Below are 17,108 nucleotides of genomic sequence, written 5' to 3'. Positions count from 1 at the left end.
GACGTTCTTCGTCTGACTTCAGTATAACAAGTTCAAATAGTGATTTGCATTAAAAATTGTACAGACTTCGACTACACTCTCTGACCGAACTTACGCCCGACTACGACCATGCATCGTGATCGCTTCCTCGACCTTGATGCAGCGGTCCATAATCGCCGTCATACCGTGCTCAGCGGCGATTTCAGCGGCTTCCTGGCTGATAATCCCCTGCTGGAGCCAGAGCACACGTGCGCCGATGTCAGCGGCTTCCTGTGCGACCTTAGCACAGTGTTCACTACGACGGAACACATTGACAATGTCCACCGGCTCTGGAATTTCTGCTAACGTATGATAGCACTTCTCTCCCAGTATTTCACCGTCAACCAAAGGGTTTACAGGGATAATCCGATATCCCCGACTTTGCATAGCACCCGCAACCATATAGGAGGTACGGTCTGTTTTGTCAGACAGGCCAACAACTGCAATATTACCGGCAGAAGCAAGGATATCTCCGATCTGCTCCCGGCTTGGATTCTCAAAGCTCATACATAGTGCCCCTTTCCATAGTTACACTTTATGATCCTGATTTACTTAACTGAAGACTGAAGCTAGTTACACTAGCCCCCTTACTTCTATTGTACCCACTCTACATTCGCACCAAGCGCACGCAGGTGATCAAAGTATTGCGGATACGACTTAGCAACATGGTGAGCATCTTTGATCAAGAGCGGTTTACGAGCACGTAAACCTACTACTGACAAAGCCATAATTACACGGTGGTCGTAATGTGCGTTGATGGTCACACCACCTTCGACACCTTCTGGCATGCCGTGAACAATAATTTCATCGCGGCGTTCCTCAACATTGGCTCCGGCACGAGTCAACTCTGCCAAGTAATCAGTTATACGATCACATTCCTTATATCGCAGATTCTCAACGTTATAGAATCGCGAAGTACCTTCAGCAAATACAGCAGCAGCTACCATAGCCAGCACTGCATCGGTTGCAGCATCACCGTCGAATTCAACGGCTTTCAGAACACCGTTCCCTTGTACGTGTACCGTCCCCTCATTATGAGTAAGAGGTACTTCCATCATACGCAGTACATCAACAATGGCTCTTTCTCCCTGTTTACTCTGTTCCACAAGTCGATGAACCTTAACATCCGACTTTGTAACAGCAGCTGCCGCAAGAATAGCCGCGGAGCCAGGATAGTCACCTTGAACTGTATAAGTCTTAGCCGCATAGGCTTGACGACCCGGCACTTTAAAGGACATGTAATCATCCGCCGCATGAACTACAATTCCCGCCTGCTCCAATACTTCTAACGTCTGACCTACGACAACCTTCGATTTCAAATCATCAAGGACAATAATTTCACTATCTTCTTCAAGCAATGGTGTCAGGAACAGAAGAGCGCTTAGGAATTGGGAGCTGACTGCACCGGAAACTGTAATTTTACCCCCAACAGGTTTACCTCCACAGATCGTGATCGGCAGTTTTCCTTCGTTATGCTCTACCTTCACACCAAGCTGTTCTAGAGACACGATCAGATCGTCATGCGGACGTTTGCCCAATGAGTCAGGATACGTATTTACAAATGTAACCTCAGGGCTTAGCGCAGCCACAGCCATTAGAAAACGTAATACTGCTCCAGCATTCCCCACATTAAGTTCCTTAACATCCTTCGGTTTGCGTCCAAAGCCTTGAATCACAATTTTCTCATCATCTTCTGTGAGTACAGCTCCCAAATCTGCAATACAACGACGGATAGCATCGCTGTCTTCACTATGTGCCGGATGATAAATCGTACTTACACCTTCTGACAATGCGGCAACCAGTAAATAACGAGTGGTATAGTTTTTGGAAGAGAGGGCTCCGAATTCCCCCTGCAAAGATGGCGTTGGCCTAACAATAACGTCCATAATATAAACTCTCCTTAGTAGATATAGTTGTATGTAGTGCTTGTTTGACAGGGTAATCCATGCTTGTGTTATCATTAAACCATTCTTCTGATGAAAAGAGGTCACAACCATGCATAATGTTCCACAAATCACACCGCAAGAATTGCGGCAGTGTCTAGAGACAGGGGAAGACCTTGTACTCATCGACGTTCGTGAAGACGAAGAGGTTGCCTTCGGGATGATTCCCGGTGCACAGCATATCCCCATGGGAGAAATTCCACATCGCACAGAGGATATTCCAAGCGATGCTAAAGTAATCTTTATTTGCCGTTCCGGTGCACGAAGCCAGCGTGTATGCGAATATCTACAACAGTTTGGCATTAACGCTACAAATTTAAGCGGCGGTATGATTGAATGGAATGAAACACTCTCTTAAAAGCTCAACCGCGGTAATGCATTAAAATATGTTGCGACACTTCTGCCGCAGTCAGTCCCGTTGTATCGACCGTGTAATGCGCGAACAGGTAAGCATCATGGCGGTCTTCCATAATCCGTCTAACCCGTTCTTCTGCATTGCCGGCGAGCAGCGGACGATTCTGATCTCCACTAACGCGGGCAATAATCTCTTCTTCTGTTGCCGTCAGCGCAACCACATGCCCTTTACTCAGCATTAACGCTGTATTCCCCGGCGCCAATACTGCGCCCCCACCTGTGGATATTAATTTATTCTCGGACTCTAGCATACGTTTTAGAACCGCTGTTTCCACGCTTCGAAAGTATTCCTCGCCATCTTCTGCGAAGATTTCCGCAATGCTTCTGCCTTCAGTTTCAGTAATGACATGATCTAAATCAACCAGCTCATAGCCTAGTTCCCTAGCTAAAATAGCACCTACTGTTGACTTCCCTGTTGCCATCATCCCTACTAAAATAATGTTCTTATTTCTTTGCTCTTCGTTCAACTTTTTATATTCTTCTGTATCCCCAGTCATGTCTATCCTCCAACCGCGATATTTGTCATATCATAACACAGGGTCAAAACATTAGACAATCTGCTTCACATAGTAAATACACATCAAATTTTCAATAAAAAAGGCCCGAAAGCCTCCCATTTCTGGTGAAGCAATTCGGGCCACTTTTTTTGAAAATATAAGAAAGTATAAGTTTCACGTTATACATTATCCTTATACTTCTCGCATAAACGCTTACCGCCCTTTAGGACGCCGAGAACGTTTTTGCTTATAACCGTAACAAACTAGATTATTCTGCTGACATCCAGTTGTGGTGGAATACGCCTTCTTTGTCTACACGTTTGAACGTGTGAGCGCCGAAGTAATCACGTTGAGCCTGTAGCAGGTTCGCAGGCAGTCTTTCTGTACGATAGCTATCATAGTAAGCCAATGCGCTGGAGAAACCAGGTACTGGAACACCCATCGTTACAGCTGAAGCGATAACTTTACGCCATGCGGATTGGTAATTGTCCATAACATCCTTGAAGAAAGGATCAAGCAATAGGTTCTTAAGATCTGCATTGTTCTCGTAAGCATCTGTGATGTTTTGTAGGAAACGGGAACGGATAATGCAGCCTCCACGCCAAATTTTAGCCAACTCGCCATATTTCAGATCCCAACCGTATTCGTCGGAAGCTACGCGCAGTTGAGCGAAACCTTGAGCATAGGATACGATTTTACTTGCGAACAATGCTTTACGCACGTTCTCGATGAATTCAGCTTTGTCGCCATCAAATGGCGTAGTTTCTGGTCCGTTAAGCACTTTGCTTGCTTCTACGCGCTCATCCTTCATTGCAGACAAGAAGCGTGAGAATACGGATTCAGTGATCATGGACAAAGGTACGCCAAGATCCAGTGAGCTTTGGCTTGTCCATTTACCAGTTCCCTTTTGGCCAGCGGAATCAAGGATCACGTCAACCATTGGTTTACCAGTTTCTTCGTCATACTGAGCAAAAATATCTGTAGTAATCTCGATCAGGTAGCTGTCGAGCTCACCGCTATTCCACTCTTTGAAAATGTTGTGAAGTTCTTTTGCATCCAGACCTAGTACGTCTTTGAGCAGCTGATAAGCTTCACAGATCAATTGCATATCACCATATTCGATACCGTTGTGCACCATTTTAACATAGTGTCCCGCACCGTCTGGTCCGATATATGTACAGCAAGGCTCACCGTTAACTTTAGCTGAGATTGCAGTTAGGATTGGTTCTACTAGCTTATACGCGCTTTCTTGACCGCCAGGCATAATGGAAGGACCTTTAAGAGCTCCTTCTTCACCGCCAGAAACCCCAGTTCCGACAAAGCGGAAGCCTTTTTCTTCCAGATATTTACTGCGGCGAACCGTATCAGGGAAATAAGCATTTCCTCCGTCGATAATAATGTCGCCTTGATCAAGATGCGGCAACAGTTGCTCGATGGTAGCATCAGTAGCTTTACCAGCTTGAACCATGATCAGAATTTTGCGCGGTGTTTCCAGCGAAGCTACAAATTCCTCAACGGAAAATGTGCCTACGAGGTTTTTACCTTCCGCCTCAGTAAGAAGATCATGTGTCTTCTCCGGTGAGCGGTTAAACACGGATACGGAAAAACCCTTGCTTTCGATATTTAGAGCCAAATTCTTGCCCATTACCGCCAAGCCAATAACGCCGATTTGTTGTTTTGCCATCTGGTCCTCCACCCTTTGCACCCTATATTTTTGGGAAATCCATTTCTCGCAGTATAAGAATACCACCCTTTATCAGAGACAGCAAAGCCTGCCCTGCGAAGAGAGATCAAATTCATTGACAAAACCATTGCCAACCTGAAAATGATCACAATGACTATTTTAACGTTTTTAGCGCCAGAAGTGAACCCCTGTCTGCAAGTTCTCACACAAATCTAAGACACCCCGAAGTTCGGGGTGCCCCTAAGCAACATTTGCCCGACACTTTGTTTACCATTCTAACGTATACAATTCCTTCGTCAAAAAAGTAAGCTGAGCTCGGCATTTGTCCGCGCGAACCGTATCCTCTGCCTTAAGTGCATCATTTAATCGATCCAGCTGCTCATCCACTTCAATTCTACGCTGGCGAATCCGCTCTTCCCCTTCAACAGAATAATAGAGCTTGGTCAGCTCCTCATCGGTGAGCATAGGACCCTTCTGGTATAAGACCCGCTGCTGATAACCCGAGATTTCGACAAGACGTATCACTTCGCCGAACAAAATATTTTCAATAATAATCTGACGGTCTCGGAAACGTTTTACAATGGCATGGCCCCGCATGTCCCCAATTAATTTCTCCATCCATTCAGACAAGCGAGCATCACGAATCATATAGTCACCCACGAGTTTATAACCGTCTTTGATCCTTTGAAAACGTAATTTCACCAATTTACGGCCGGTACGGACTGAAATTACAAAGACCTGATCGTTCTCGCTCCAATATAGGGAATAACCTTTTTGAATCAAATCCTTGATCAGGTCCTGGATATGCTGTCTGTCGAAACGCAGCTCCAGGTTACAATACTCCACCTCGTCGTTTTTGTTCACGGCACTCCCCCCTAACTGCTTCACATCTGCAAAGTCAACACCATTCGTTCCATTTCAGAGTATTTATGGCTGCCGGACCTCTTCAAGTAAGCATTACTTTTTGCGTTCGTCTTAGTCTTATTTTATACTTCAGTTTATGTAGCGGTAACTTGGTTTATTGACTATTTTTACCCCCAACAGACATTCTCCAAACGCTAATCGGAATTTTTTATTCCTTTCGGTCCTTTTGGGGCATTATCATTCACAAAATATCGTTTAACGCTATACCGAATGTCTTTTAATTTCTAAAAAAGCCGCTGACAACCTAATTCTCAGGTGTCAGCGGCTTTTCACATTTCAGATCAACTAGGTTTAAATTTCAGCTTCGTTCTGTGCACAATGAGCAAATGCAGCCCGAAGAGCATCAGCATTACAATTGCACTTACTAGGAACGGGACCCCATGACCTACATGGTCCCATAGTCTCCCTGATAGTACCGGACCTGCCACCATCCCAGAGCCTTGCAGCGTCAAGAATAGCCCCCATACAGTCCCTCGTTCCCCCTTAGGGACTTGCTTGGCTAGAAAGGCATTCCAAGCCGGGAGAATAAGCGCGTAGCTTATACCGACCAAAGCCACCGCGATAAAGGCAAGCGGTAGCCAGCGGACCTGTGAGAACAGAGCAAGGGAAAAGGCCGCGAGCAAAAAGCCGATATTCAGAAACACAGTTGTTCCAATTCGGTCCACCAGCTTACCAGCTGGAATCAGAGCAAGCACCGTAATCCCCCCACCTGCAATCAGAAGAAGACTAAACTGATTTGGACTAACATGAAGCTCTGTGCGAGCAAACAAAGTAACTACAGGGGTCATCAAGCCAATGGCAAAAGCCTGAAGAAATAAAGCAGGATATAACCATCGACTGACCTTAAGCGTCGTCTTAACCTGATGCAGTGTTCTTTTTATACTTTCTAACGGACTAATCTTTTTACGCTCAATGACTCCACCGAGCCCCTGCATGTCCCTTACAACGGCATGAGTTCCACTTGGCGAGATTCTCTTAGGTAGAAATAGGGCCACCACAACTACAACAGCTGCACAACCTAACAGGACCAAAAAGGCTACACGATAGCTTTGTCCTCCATGATCCATCAAAAAATTCACTACGATCGGACCGATTCCCGTACCTGCCAGCGAGGCCATCTCGACAGCACCCATAGCTGCCCCGCTGCTGCCGCTTTTAGTAGATCCCGCCAATTCGGTGATCCCTGTCATCACACAAGGCCAAAGCGGGGACGTACCGATCCCAAGAATAAGACAAGCAATCGATAACGTAACTGCTGTTTTAGCATATATTATCATGCCAACAGCTACTAGGATCAACAATAAGGCACTTGTCATGGTCCAGCGAAATCCTATACGCTCCATAACCCAGCCAGAAGGACTGCGGAATAGATTATCACCCAAATACTGGAGTGCAAAGGCAAAACCTACTACCGTCACAGATAGACCCAAAATATTCTCCATATACACGGGTAACAAAGCGACAAGAAGCGACCCTTTCACAAATTCAACTAAAAAAATAATTACCCACATCTCCATAATAAATGGTGATGTCAGACTGATATGTGTACGTTGCACGGCTTTCGTGGACATTCTATCACATCCAAATCCTAGTATTCTGTAGATTGTTTTGTTATACTGATGCTTGCCTTAAATTTTAATATTCGCGAAAGGTTGTGACAGCATTAAATGAATCAACACCGTACTCCCCTCTTCACAGCTTTAAAAAAGCATGCCGCCGGCAATCCCGTTCAATTTCATATTCCGGGGCATAAGAAGGGGCTAGGAACCGATGCCGAATTCCGTGAGTTTATCGGCGATAACGCTCTATCCATCGATCTAATCAACATCGCACCGCTTGATGATCTACATCAGCCCACTGGCGTAATCCAGGAGGCTCAGAAGCTGGCTGCGAAGGCTTTCGGCGCCGACTATACGTATTTTAGCGTACAGGGCACGAGCAACGCCATCATGACGATGATCCTCTCTGTCTGCTCACCGGGTGATAAAATAATTGTGCCGCGTAACATTCATAAATCTGTAATGTCGGCCATTATCTTCTCCGGAGCCAAGCCTGTGTTTGTCTCGCCTGTTCAGGATGAGAATCTCGGGATAGATCACGGCATAACGACCAGTTCGCTGGAACGAGCGTTAAGGCGTCATCCAGACGCCAAAGGAGTTCTAGTAATCAATCCCACGTACTTCGGTGTATGCGCCGACCTGCGTTCGATTGTCGACCTGGCTCACCGTTACGGTGTACCCGTATTGGTGGACGAGGCACATGGAGTACTGATTCATTTTCACGAGGATCTGCCGGTATCGGCCATGCAGGCCGGAGCGGACATAGCTGCCACAAGTGTGCATAAACTTGGCGGCTCCATGACGCAAAGCTCGGTACTGAATCTAAATGCTAAGACGGGTCTGATTAACCCGCAACGGGTACAGACCATTATGAGCATGCTGACTACAACATCCACCTCATATATTTTATTAGCGTCCTTGGATACATCAAGACGTAATCTCGCGCTGAACGGTCATGAAATGGCGGAAAGAACCATTCGATTGTCCAACTATGCACGCGAAACGATTAATACGATCGAAGGCCTGTACAGCTTTGGAAAAGAAATACTTGGGACAGAAGCCACATTTGATCATGACCCAACTAAGCTCAACATTCATGTGCGCCATTTAGGGATCACAGGATACGAAACCGAAAACTGGTTGCGCGAGAAGTACAACATCGAAGTAGAACTAAGCGACATGTATAATATTCTTTGCCTTATTACCCCAGGTGATACCCAAGAATCAGTAGATAAATTATTAGCTGCACTTCGGGTGTTGTCCGCTATTCATTATAGCAAGGGTGAAATTTACGAGCTTAAGGTTCAGGTTCCAGAAATTCCGCAGCTTGCTCTGATTCCAAGAGACGCTTTTTATGCGGATACGCAGTTAGTTCCATTCCGTGAATCTGCTGGCTACATTATTGCAGAATTTATATATGTATATCCGCCGGGAATTCCTATTCTTCTCCCTGGCGAAGTAATCACACAGGATAACATCGATTATATTATTGACCATGTGGAGATCGGCCTTCCGGTTAAAGGTCCTGAAGACCGCAGCATCACTAACATAAAAGTGATTGTTGAAGCCGATCCTATATCCTAAGATCCATCATTTTCCTAAAAAACTTCATTCATTTATACAAAAACCCGATACCATAATAAGTATCGGGTTTCTGTATATAAACATCAACTGTCATATACACAATAGAACAGCTTAATTTAGTCGCTAAAATCTATTCTTGCTGAGCAAGCAGATTGTTGTAAGCTTCTTCAACAGCTTTCCATTCTTCTTCATCTTCGATATTGTACAATACCATTTCTTCGTCTTCTTCTTCCATACGCAGAATAATGCCGTCTGCTTCTGGATTCTCGCGCTCTAACAACAGAGCGTATAATTTCTCGCCTATGTCGAACGTTTCTACAAACACCATTTCTACATCTTCGCCCTGCTCGTTCGTCAAGGTCAGCACAAACTCCTCGTGCTCATGGTCGTGATCATGCCCGCAACCGCATGCTTCACCATGCTCATGTTTGTGATCGCTCATTGTAATACCTCACTTTGAATTGTATTATCCTACATCTGGTATCGTACCACGTTAGATTAGTTCAGGTCAATTTAGAACACTCAATTGAGTGCCGTAATTACCTTCTCTGACACAAGAACATAATCTGCATTTTTCGAAGATTTCATATAAAAGCCCACCCGATATTTCCCGGTTTCTTTAAAATCATACGTAAACTCCGAGGTTGGAAACCAGAAATTATCCTTCTTCGAGCCTTCAAGCTCCTGCGACTGAATATCCTTAACATTACCAGATGGATCCGTTATGGCTACTTTCACAGCTGAAACTTCTTCTGTTAAGCTATCTACTTGGGTTAATATCTTAATCTTGAGCTTGCCAACGTTGACGTTACCAAAGACCGTATTATCCTTAAAAAGAACAATATGAACATTAGGCTTAAGAATCGAGACTTTCCCAGAACCATCCCAACTAACAAGCCCGCCTGCTTCTCTAGCGGGAATATACGTTTTCCCATCAATTAAATAACCGCCGTCCACAATTTCCTTCCCGTTGTTCCAAACCCTGATTTTCTGGTTAACGGAATCGGCGAACAATAATGAACCGCCCATTAAGGAAAAAGCAAACACGCATAAAGTGATTTTTTTCCATCTATTCATTTGAAACCCTCCAAATAATTCATACTGTTAATGTATACTTACTTTGTCTCAGCAAGTTGCGCTAATTGTAGGTAAATATTTCATTCATCTTGCGAAAAATGATATTATGGATTTGTTCAAAGTTGATATATTTAGCTATCAGTGATTTCAGGAGGGTACTTTCTTATGAGTCTGAGCCTACAAATGCTAGGAACCGGCAATGCTTTTGCAAAAAACTATTTTAACAACAATGGCTTGCTACTAGCGGATAATTATACCCTACTGATTGATTGCGGGATTACAGCTCCGCTTGCCATGCATACCATTGAAAAATCTTTCCGAGACGTAAATGCTACTTTAATTACGCATATTCATGCGGATCATGTTGGAGGTCTGGAAGAGCTAGCGCTAACCCTAAAACACGTCTACGGGGAAAAGATGAGATTACTTTTGCCTGAGACGCTTGTTGAGCCTCTATGGAACAACACATTAAAGGGCGGATTATATCAACAAGATGCAGTAGCTTCCCTTACCGATATCTTCGAGGTTACAACTATGAAACCCGGAATTACGTACAAGCTTGCTCCTTCTCTTTCGCTCGAGATCATACATACACCGCATATTCCCGGTAAAGATAGCTATTCTCTTTTAATAAATAACGAGATTTTCTACAGTGCGGATATGACTTTTCAACCGGATCTACTTATAAACCTTGTGCGTGAGCGGGGCATCCGAATGATTCTGCATGACTGTCAGCTTGGTGGATCAGGCGTTGTTCACACCACGCTGGAGGAGTTATTGTCTTTACCCGAGGATGTTCGACGTATCATCAAGCTCATGCATTACAGTGATGAACAACCGCAATTCGTCGGACTTACAGGAGAGATGGAGTTTATAGAGCAGCATCTAATTTATAAACTTTGACTATTATATAAAAAAGACCGTACATTGACGTCCAAGGACGTTAGTACGGTCTTTACCTTTTGAACTATGAGAATGTCGGAAGATTATCCAAATTGTTGGTTGGATCCCCATCCGCATCGCCGCGAATATAAGTCTCCCCGTCTTTACCTTTAAAAGCATTCACTCCGGCAATATTTCCGGCCTGTACTTCTTGAAGCGCTTGATCATACGCCAAGACACGTCCTGTGGAGGTCTGGAAACTGGTTAGATCTCCATCTCCATTTTTCTGTACGGCTACGAAACTTTCGCGTTCGTTATTTGGCACTTTAGTCCGCCCCTTGCAGTAGAATTTGCCATCATAAGGCACATCCTAGCTTGCTTCATGGAACGGTAAATTATGTGCGCTAATTTTAAAGAGTTTTCTGCATCCGTACATGTAGAATGCCTGCGTCATAAAAAGGTTCCGTAGAAATCACTTCATATCCTAGCTTCTTGTAGAAATTCTCAGCTTGACATTGTGCATCAAGAATCGAAGCTTCCAGTCCAAGTTCCCGAGCAAGCTCTTCCATAGCCAGCAACAGAACACGTCCGTATCCTTTAACTCGATAATCTTTCAGCACGGCGATACGCTGCATTTTGGCTGTACCTGCTTTGTAGTAAATCAATCTTCCTGTAGCGACAGGCACTCCTTCATCTATAATTAGAATATGGTGCGCATTCGGACCGATAACATCGTATTCATCAATTTCTTCCTCAACCGGTACCATTTGTTCCTCTACAAATACTTTAGTACGAATATCCAGCCCCATCCGAAGCTGTTCCTCTGTAGTAACCCGTAAGATTTCTGCCGCCATGTTAGTCGCAAACTCCTCTCTCTATGTATCCAACGATAGTTGTCTATTATATAAAAATTTGACTAGAAAGAAAAGCCTGAGCATGAGAAACCGTCTTCTATCTCTGCTCTAATCTACAGTATATACTTCTTCAGGAATCGAACGATTGTATATGTCTTGCATCACTGGTGACAATGGAGGGTACTGACCTTTAATCTTTCCATCTAGATTCGTCATCTCATTGATTTCCATGACTTTTGTTGGCTTGGCCTCGGAGCAACCTACCAAAACCATCAGTAACAACAGACAAACGCCGACTTCCCATTTCATAATTTTAGGCATGGTCATACTCCTTTCACCGTTCAACTGCGGTTATTCTCTTTACAGCTTTGACGGTTCAAGAGTTTTATAAACCATTGAAGAACTTCATTCTTTGATTCTAATCCTTAAAGATTCACATTTCCAATGACATGAACCATGTACATCATCCCTGCCAGAAAACCAGCTAATACAAAATAAGCGATGCCATATTTCCAGCGTGAGCTGGCTGGCACATCGTAATACTTATCATTCTCGTAGACCGTATAGCTAATATCGCAATTCATCTTAAGATGCATCCCATTCTCTAGGGTCACAGGCTCCAGCTGCGAGATACGCACCTTTTCAATTATGCATTGCTGAGGAAGTGTAGCTCTACCAATGTAGTTTAGTTGATCCCATCGCACCCCTACATACTGCTGTCTTTCCAAATCACTGTAGGTGGTAAAAGGTAAATCTCTTCTATGCTCTGGCCCTGGAATCATGTAGCCTGCATCTCTAAGTGGCTCTACTGGAATTAAGAACCCCTTCGTTACAGAATAAATACGATTGTTAGAACGTCTCTTAACATATTTGTTATACAGATCGTAAGCAAATAACGCCCAAATTATAAAAAATAAGATCGAACGCATATATATGATGATGCCTAAACCGCCCACGAGTCCCACAAGCCACAGCCAACGCGTAACCGCAGTAGCAATACGGCCGCCGTCAAGCGGGTGAATCGGCAGCAGGTTAATCAGATTAAGCAAAAATCCTATATAAGCCAAGGAATAGAGTAGCGGACTATCCATGTAAAAAGCCGCCCCAAAAACGGCAGTAGCCCCAACGGTTCCTAAAATCGGACCTCCAAAAGCAATATAAGCTTCCGTCTTCGCATCCAGCGGTTGTTTTTTCATTGTGATTAATGCTCCCAAAAACGGTATAAACAGTGGAGCGCTAACTGGAAGCCCAATTCGTTTAGCTGCTATTACATGCCCTAATTCATGGACTAGCAAGAGCAGAACAAAACCCACGGCAAACCCCCACGGATAAATCAACGCATACGCCCATATCGAAATTATCATCGAAATTAGCGGCCCTGCTATTTTACCTATTTTCAGAAGGGACAAAATCGCCTTTCCTTTAAACAGGAGCATCGCCGCCCCGCCCCCCAACCATTTCCATGGCGTGGAAGAATCCTTTTTCTGCTCATTTTGCGGCAAGATCTCAAGCTCCTTTTTCTTTCAATTTTTATCCAACGGCTGTACATTACTATCCATTTTATCATAAGCGCTTAAGGAGTATTTCCATAAAAAAGCATTTGGCTAAATATACGGCGCAACTTTTAGAATCGTTTCAGCGTCAAACAAACAGATAATGGATAATTTTTACTCTTTTTAAAAGAAAGGGCTGACTAATATGAACTCTACATACTTAAAATCATTGCTATCAGCTGTAATGCTCTCTATTCTTCTTCTCCCTACTTCAGCATCAGCAACTACTCTGCAATCTAATTCCGAGCACCAGACTGTCTCACTCGCCTCTGCGTCGAACTCTTCGCAGGTTTACTATCAATTCGGTATTCCTGGTGGAACCATAGGAGGTCCGGCGGTACTCAAAAATGGCGTAATCTACGTAGATGTTCGAGGGATCGCTGAGAATGCGGGTCTGAAGATGGAATGGGATAAGTCCGGCAAACGCGCATTATTCAAAGGCTGGGCCAAAAGCTTCGCGGTTCGAGTTGGAAGTCAAAATGGTGTTCTTGACGGGAAAACCGTAGCTCTAGGCGGTTCCCCTTTTAAATCTAAAGAAGACGGCATATATGTACCCGCTCGCTTCATCGTTAAAGCATTCGAAGGTAGTAATCTCCATCTGGATCCCAAAACTAATACATTATTAGCGAGCGATCTAAAAACCTACAACGTATTTACAGAAACCTATGGCGGGCGTACTTATACGCTCATTAAAGCTAATGGAGACTTATATGTCTCTCAGGGCAAGGATAAAGTACTTCTTCTCACCTCACTTCAAACTAGTTTTGACTGGGCAGGAATGCAGATTGATAAAACACCGGGTGGACTGCTTGTCATTACGATTACTGACTCTTTTGGAGAACCCCATATCAATACACGCGTTGTCACTCTCGTATTCAAGAATGGCGCGTTACTACGCAAGGCTACTTTCGCCTACCAGTTCAGAGGAGATGCAGTTCTCAAACCGTTTGACGACAATCTGCTATTGCATGATGGCAACACCCTACGATTCGTACAGGATGGCACGGGTAATATAACAGCTACTTTAGATCTTTTGAAATTGGGAGGCACAGAAGAAGATGCTTACTATATAGAAGGCATTGATAACGATATCCTTCTTCTCCGTGGTAATCAAAAAGGATTGCTTACCTTAATCGACCGCAAAACAGGCGAGCGAACGCTTTTGTACAAGGAGCTGCTTACTGCAAAGGATCAGGAGTACGCAGAAAATAACGATGTTCCTTACAAAGGAGATACTTTGAAGTTCGTGAAACGGAGTGGCGATAAGCTGTATTTTTTAAATGACTCCCCGCTTACGGGTAAGAAAGACTTGATCTATACGATGGGACAGTGATTCCGCTTCGTTATTAACCTCCTCACACAAAATAGCCCGAATTTTATGGTTGCCCTCTAGGCTAACGCCGTGAACGTTATAGGCTACGGACCATAGACTGTTATCAGGGTTATTCAATTGAGGAGGTTATTCATGGATACAAATGCAAATTTACATCAACAGGTCAGTTGGAATTGTATGAACAAGTACGTTGGTATTACAACGACTGACGGTCAGTCCTTCGATGGCTTTATTGCCCATGTAGATCAAAACTATGTTACTCTAGCGGTTCCCAGCAACGAAATGATAGAACGTTTAAACGGAATGCCTACACACGAATCGGCGTATAGACAATTCGGCTTTCGGCCTGGCTTTTTTCCAAGACGCCGCTTCTTTCCACGACGCATCCCTTTTTTCGGAATAAGCGATATATTTCTACTCCCGTTCTTTATCTGAGACGGTGCGAGGGGATGTCAGGGGCATCCCCTTTTCTTATTATTTTAAAGACTATGTAAACTATCATCCCTATAGATTGTAAAAAAAGAATTGCCTTCCTACTCTATCGTATGGTATTATGAATTTCGTCGCAGGACGGTAGCTCAGCGGGAGAGCACTATCTTGACAGGGTAGGGGTCATGGGTTCGAACCCCATCCGTCCTATACTGAAAAAGCCTTATTATATAAGGCTTTTTCTTTTGTTTAGGGATAATTAGGTTTTGAGTGAAATACGAATTGGTACCATTATGGCGCCCTGTAGTAGACTAAAGCAAAAGTGGTGCCTTAATCGGCACCACTTTCTTTATCCCTATAACCATTTAAGAAATATATCTTTTGAGACTTTTATCATCTTTCCGACCCGCACGATATGAATTTGAGCTGAGTTTAATAGTTCATATGTTTGACGTTCACCTATACCAAGTATTTGTTGGATTTCCTTCGCTGTGAGTACAGAGGGATAATCAGAAGGAGTCTTATATATTGGTTCAATCACCCTTCACTTCCTCATGAGTAATATAATCATGCTCTGTTGTCATATATCGTTCTTTAATCAAGAACCCTTCCATCTTAGGCATGCGATTCACCACTTGTTCTATCCGTCCTCAAAAGTTATTGCGGTATGCTTGAGTATCTACATTATGAATAGCTATGTTGGAGATTTGATCAGTTGTAACTCCAGTAAATTCTTTTGGGGAGTCTGACCAAGCTGCAGTTGTCACTGGCTCTCTCTCCTCAAAAGACAAAAAACTTAAATATCCTATATTTTATCCCCTGCAGCAGCTACCTCCTCCAGAGTGAGTTGATCCTTGTCTTCCAATTCAATCGTACCGTCTGGATTAACCTTGTCTCGTACGCCTTTTCTTGGCTCCTCACGATCTTCTTCATCGCCTTGGCATCCTTCGTGCTCTTACTGAATTCTGTGGTCAATGCCTGTTCTACACCGTCTTACTCAACACAAAAAACCGATCTAGTCATTGTGTTAAGTTCAGGCTTCTTTTCGTCATCGCCCTTTACGTGGAACTGTACAAGCTCCTTTTTGGAGTCCTTCGTTTGTTTATTGAAGTGCGCTGCTATTTGATTTTTCATTTATAATTGCTCCTCTCAAATTTGGGTATTATGAAAAAAGCAACGACTACAGCTAATGCCAGAATCCCAGCAATACAGATTGCAGCCGTATGCATGCTTCTTTCTCTGTTCCAGTCATTATACTTGGACTTTCATCCATTTGATCAATCGCTTTCCCTAAGCACTCCAATTTCTCAAAGTTATTTTTCGCTTCAGTCATTTGCTTGTCTCTAACTTGGTCGGCAATCAACAAGCGCACATCATTATAGCTGTCCTTTAGCTTATCTAAGGTCTCAATAGTATCTTTTAATTTCACTAGGTTCATGAGCTGCCCTCCTTGGGTGCTGGGGTATCTGGGTAAAGGGTGTGTAACAGTTCTTTGATTCGTATCTCTTCACTAAGTTCATTCGGAGTGTTGTCTTCAAGGCTGGTTAATAGGGCTATTACAGCCTCTTTCAACTGTTGCCCCCGTGCTTCTGTTGCGTCTGCGCGGGCTTCTGTTGCTGTCAACTCATCATGAAGACCTCCGCATTTTCATCTTCTTCACTTACTAGAGTATCATGGTATTCAATCAAGTTAATAAGCCACTCTGCCCCTGTATCTTCGTACTGTGCATTAATTAATACTATGAATAATTTTTCCACCATTATATTTTCTGATATAATGTCAAGTATTAAACAAATGAAAGGTAGATTAGATGCTAAAAAGTGAAAATATTATTCTTAGACCATTTATTCTCTCGGATGCTGAGGAATTACTTCTCATGCAAAATAAAAATCGCTCATTTTTTTCAAATTATTCTACGACTCGCTCTGATAACTACTGGTCTTTAGAAGCACAGCAAGAATTAATAGTAAAACGGGAGCAAAATAAACAAAAAGATATCGAATACTATTTTGGTATCTATAAAGACAACTCTCAACTCATTGGCACCATCAGTTTATTCCAAGTTATGCGTGGAGATTTTCAAAGTGCTTTCATTGGATACTTCTTAGATCAAGAACATAATGGAAATGGTTTTGCCACACAATCAGTTAAGTTAATCGTCAATTATGCTTTTAACACCCTTCATTTACACAGAATTGAAGCTGGAGTGCAACCGCACAACATCGGTTCTATAAGAGTTTTAGAAAAAGCAGGTTTTCATAAGGAAGGAATAGCAATAAAAAATGTTAGAATTAACGGTATTTGGGAAGATCATCAGGTGTTAGCTATTATAAATCCTAATGAGTAGGGTTATTAAC

22 protein-coding genes and 1 tRNA gene are annotated in these 17,108 nt (G+C 43.4%); 7 read left to right on the top strand and 16 right to left on the bottom strand.

Going from position 1 to position 17,108, the window contains the following annotated elements:
• Positions 1-90: 90 nt before the first annotated feature.
• Positions 91-525, bottom strand: a complete 435-nt coding sequence (locus R50345_RS11975) for a CoA-binding protein (RefSeq protein ID WP_042126802.1) — start codon at positions 523-525, stop codon at positions 91-93.
• 86 nt (positions 526-611) lie between these two features.
• Positions 612-1,904 (bottom strand): 3-phosphoshikimate 1-carboxyvinyltransferase, encoded by a 1,293-nt coding sequence (gene aroA, locus R50345_RS11970; protein ID WP_042126800.1) that lies wholly within the window; start codon positions 1,902-1,904, stop codon positions 612-614.
• A 109-nt stretch (positions 1,905-2,013) separates the two neighbouring features.
• Here aroA and R50345_RS11965 point away from each other — a divergent pair, with 109 nt between their 5' ends.
• Positions 2,014-2,319, top strand: coding sequence for a rhodanese-like domain-containing protein (locus tag R50345_RS11965; protein ID WP_042126799.1), 306 nt, complete (start codon positions 2,014-2,016; stop codon positions 2,317-2,319).
• Between the two features lie 4 nt (positions 2,320-2,323).
• Here the strand turns inward: R50345_RS11965 and R50345_RS11960 are convergent, their stop codons facing one another.
• The 4 genes from R50345_RS11960 to R50345_RS11945 all read right to left on the bottom strand — a co-directional run bounded on the left by R50345_RS11960 (position 2,324) and on the right by R50345_RS11945 (position 7,051).
• Positions 2,324-2,872 (bottom strand): shikimate kinase, encoded by a 549-nt coding sequence (locus R50345_RS11960; RefSeq protein ID WP_042126797.1) that lies wholly within the window; start codon positions 2,870-2,872, stop codon positions 2,324-2,326.
• Positions 2,873-3,140: 268 nt separating this feature from the next.
• On the bottom strand, positions 3,141-4,556 hold the full coding sequence (gene gndA, locus R50345_RS11955; RefSeq protein ID WP_042126795.1) for an NADP-dependent phosphogluconate dehydrogenase: 1,416 nt from the start codon (positions 4,554-4,556) through the stop codon (positions 3,141-3,143).
• 267 nt (positions 4,557-4,823) lie between these two features.
• Complete coding sequence (locus R50345_RS11950) at positions 4,824-5,420, bottom strand: hypothetical protein (RefSeq protein WP_042126793.1); 597 nt, start codon at positions 5,418-5,420, stop codon at positions 4,824-4,826.
• A 341-nt stretch (positions 5,421-5,761) separates the two neighbouring features.
• Positions 5,762-7,051: an MFS transporter gene (locus R50345_RS11945; protein ID WP_042126791.1), complete on the bottom strand. Its 1,290-nt coding sequence runs from the start codon at positions 7,049-7,051 to the stop codon at positions 5,762-5,764.
• 96 nt (positions 7,052-7,147) lie between these two features.
• Here R50345_RS11945 and R50345_RS11940 point away from each other — a divergent pair, with 96 nt between their 5' ends.
• Positions 7,148-8,623 (top strand): aminotransferase class I/II-fold pyridoxal phosphate-dependent enzyme, encoded by a 1,476-nt coding sequence (locus tag R50345_RS11940; RefSeq protein WP_042126789.1) that lies wholly within the window; start codon positions 7,148-7,150, stop codon positions 8,621-8,623.
• A 130-nt stretch (positions 8,624-8,753) separates the two neighbouring features.
• Here R50345_RS11940 and R50345_RS11935 read toward each other — a convergent pair whose 3' ends face one another.
• A complete protein-coding gene (locus R50345_RS11935) occupies positions 8,754-9,065 on the bottom strand; it encodes a DUF1292 domain-containing protein (RefSeq protein WP_042126787.1) in 312 nt (103 codons plus the stop codon).
• Positions 9,066-9,145: 80 nt separating this feature from the next.
• Complete coding sequence (locus tag R50345_RS11930; protein WP_042126785.1) at positions 9,146-9,700, bottom strand: hypothetical protein; 555 nt, start codon at positions 9,698-9,700, stop codon at positions 9,146-9,148.
• A 165-nt stretch (positions 9,701-9,865) separates the two neighbouring features.
• On the opposite strand from R50345_RS11930, the gene R50345_RS11925 reads away from it, so the two are divergent.
• The gene (locus tag R50345_RS11925; protein WP_042126783.1) at positions 9,866-10,603 is read left to right on the top strand and encodes an MBL fold metallo-hydrolase; all 738 of its coding nucleotides are present in this window, start codon (positions 9,866-9,868) and stop codon (positions 10,601-10,603) included.
• Between the two features lie 64 nt (positions 10,604-10,667).
• On the opposite strand, the gene R50345_RS11920 is transcribed toward R50345_RS11925, so the two are convergent.
• The 4 genes from R50345_RS11920 to R50345_RS11905 all read right to left on the bottom strand — a co-directional run bounded on the left by R50345_RS11920 (position 10,668) and on the right by R50345_RS11905 (position 12,938).
• Positions 10,668-10,907 carry a DUF3892 domain-containing protein gene (locus tag R50345_RS11920; protein ID WP_036686113.1) on the bottom strand — a complete coding sequence of 80 codons (240 nt, stop codon included), beginning with the start codon at positions 10,905-10,907 and terminating at the stop codon, positions 10,668-10,670.
• 85 nt (positions 10,908-10,992) lie between these two features.
• Positions 10,993-11,436, bottom strand: coding sequence for a GNAT family N-acetyltransferase (locus tag R50345_RS11915; RefSeq protein WP_042126779.1), 444 nt, complete (start codon positions 11,434-11,436; stop codon positions 10,993-10,995).
• A 108-nt stretch (positions 11,437-11,544) separates the two neighbouring features.
• Positions 11,545-11,757 carry a hypothetical protein gene (locus R50345_RS11910; protein WP_042126777.1) on the bottom strand — a complete coding sequence of 71 codons (213 nt, stop codon included), beginning with the start codon at positions 11,755-11,757 and terminating at the stop codon, positions 11,545-11,547.
• 104 nt (positions 11,758-11,861) lie between these two features.
• Positions 11,862-12,938 (bottom strand): site-2 protease family protein, encoded by a 1,077-nt coding sequence (locus tag R50345_RS11905; RefSeq protein ID WP_042126775.1) that lies wholly within the window; start codon positions 12,936-12,938, stop codon positions 11,862-11,864.
• Positions 12,939-13,134: 196 nt separating this feature from the next.
• On the opposite strand from R50345_RS11905, the gene R50345_RS11900 reads away from it, so the two are divergent.
• From R50345_RS11900 to R50345_RS11890, 3 genes are all read left to right on the top strand, one after another.
• On the top strand, positions 13,135-14,322 hold the full coding sequence (locus tag R50345_RS11900) for a copper amine oxidase N-terminal domain-containing protein (RefSeq protein WP_042126774.1): 1,188 nt from the start codon (positions 13,135-13,137) through the stop codon (positions 14,320-14,322).
• A gap of 132 nt (positions 14,323-14,454) precedes the next feature.
• The gene (locus tag R50345_RS11895) at positions 14,455-14,757 is read left to right on the top strand and encodes a hypothetical protein (RefSeq protein WP_042126772.1); all 303 of its coding nucleotides are present in this window, start codon (positions 14,455-14,457) and stop codon (positions 14,755-14,757) included.
• A 132-nt stretch (positions 14,758-14,889) separates the two neighbouring features.
• Positions 14,890-14,961: transfer RNA gene (locus R50345_RS11890), tRNA-Val, on the top strand.
• Positions 14,962-15,106: 145 nt separating this feature from the next.
• Here R50345_RS11890 and R50345_RS11885 read toward each other — a convergent pair.
• The 4 genes from R50345_RS11885 to R50345_RS11875 form a co-directional block, all read right to left on the bottom strand.
• Complete coding sequence (locus R50345_RS11885; RefSeq protein ID WP_042126770.1) at positions 15,107-15,292, bottom strand: helix-turn-helix domain-containing protein; 186 nt, start codon at positions 15,290-15,292, stop codon at positions 15,107-15,109.
• A 452-nt stretch (positions 15,293-15,744) separates the two neighbouring features.
• Complete coding sequence (locus R50345_RS31285) at positions 15,745-15,885, bottom strand: hypothetical protein (protein ID WP_156114784.1); 141 nt, start codon at positions 15,883-15,885, stop codon at positions 15,745-15,747.
• Positions 15,886-15,937: 52 nt separating this feature from the next.
• Positions 15,938-16,189, bottom strand: coding sequence for a hypothetical protein (locus R50345_RS11880; protein ID WP_042126768.1), 252 nt, complete (start codon positions 16,187-16,189; stop codon positions 15,938-15,940).
• Complete coding sequence (locus tag R50345_RS11875; RefSeq protein WP_042126766.1) at positions 16,186-16,374, bottom strand: hypothetical protein; 189 nt, start codon at positions 16,372-16,374, stop codon at positions 16,186-16,188. The genes R50345_RS11880 and R50345_RS11875 overlap by 4 nt, the downstream gene beginning before the upstream one ends.
• A 187-nt stretch (positions 16,375-16,561) precedes the next feature.
• On the opposite strand from R50345_RS11875, the gene R50345_RS11870 reads away from it, so the two are divergent.
• Complete coding sequence (locus R50345_RS11870) at positions 16,562-17,098, top strand: GNAT family N-acetyltransferase (protein ID WP_042126764.1); 537 nt, start codon at positions 16,562-16,564, stop codon at positions 17,096-17,098.
• Positions 17,099-17,108: the final 10 nt, after the last annotated feature.

The organism is Paenibacillus sp. FSL R5-0345 (genome assembly GCF_000758585.1).
Taxonomy (GTDB): domain Bacteria; phylum Bacillota; class Bacilli; order Paenibacillales; family Paenibacillaceae; genus Paenibacillus_AQ.
This window is presented reverse-complemented; position numbering and strand designations above follow the sequence as displayed.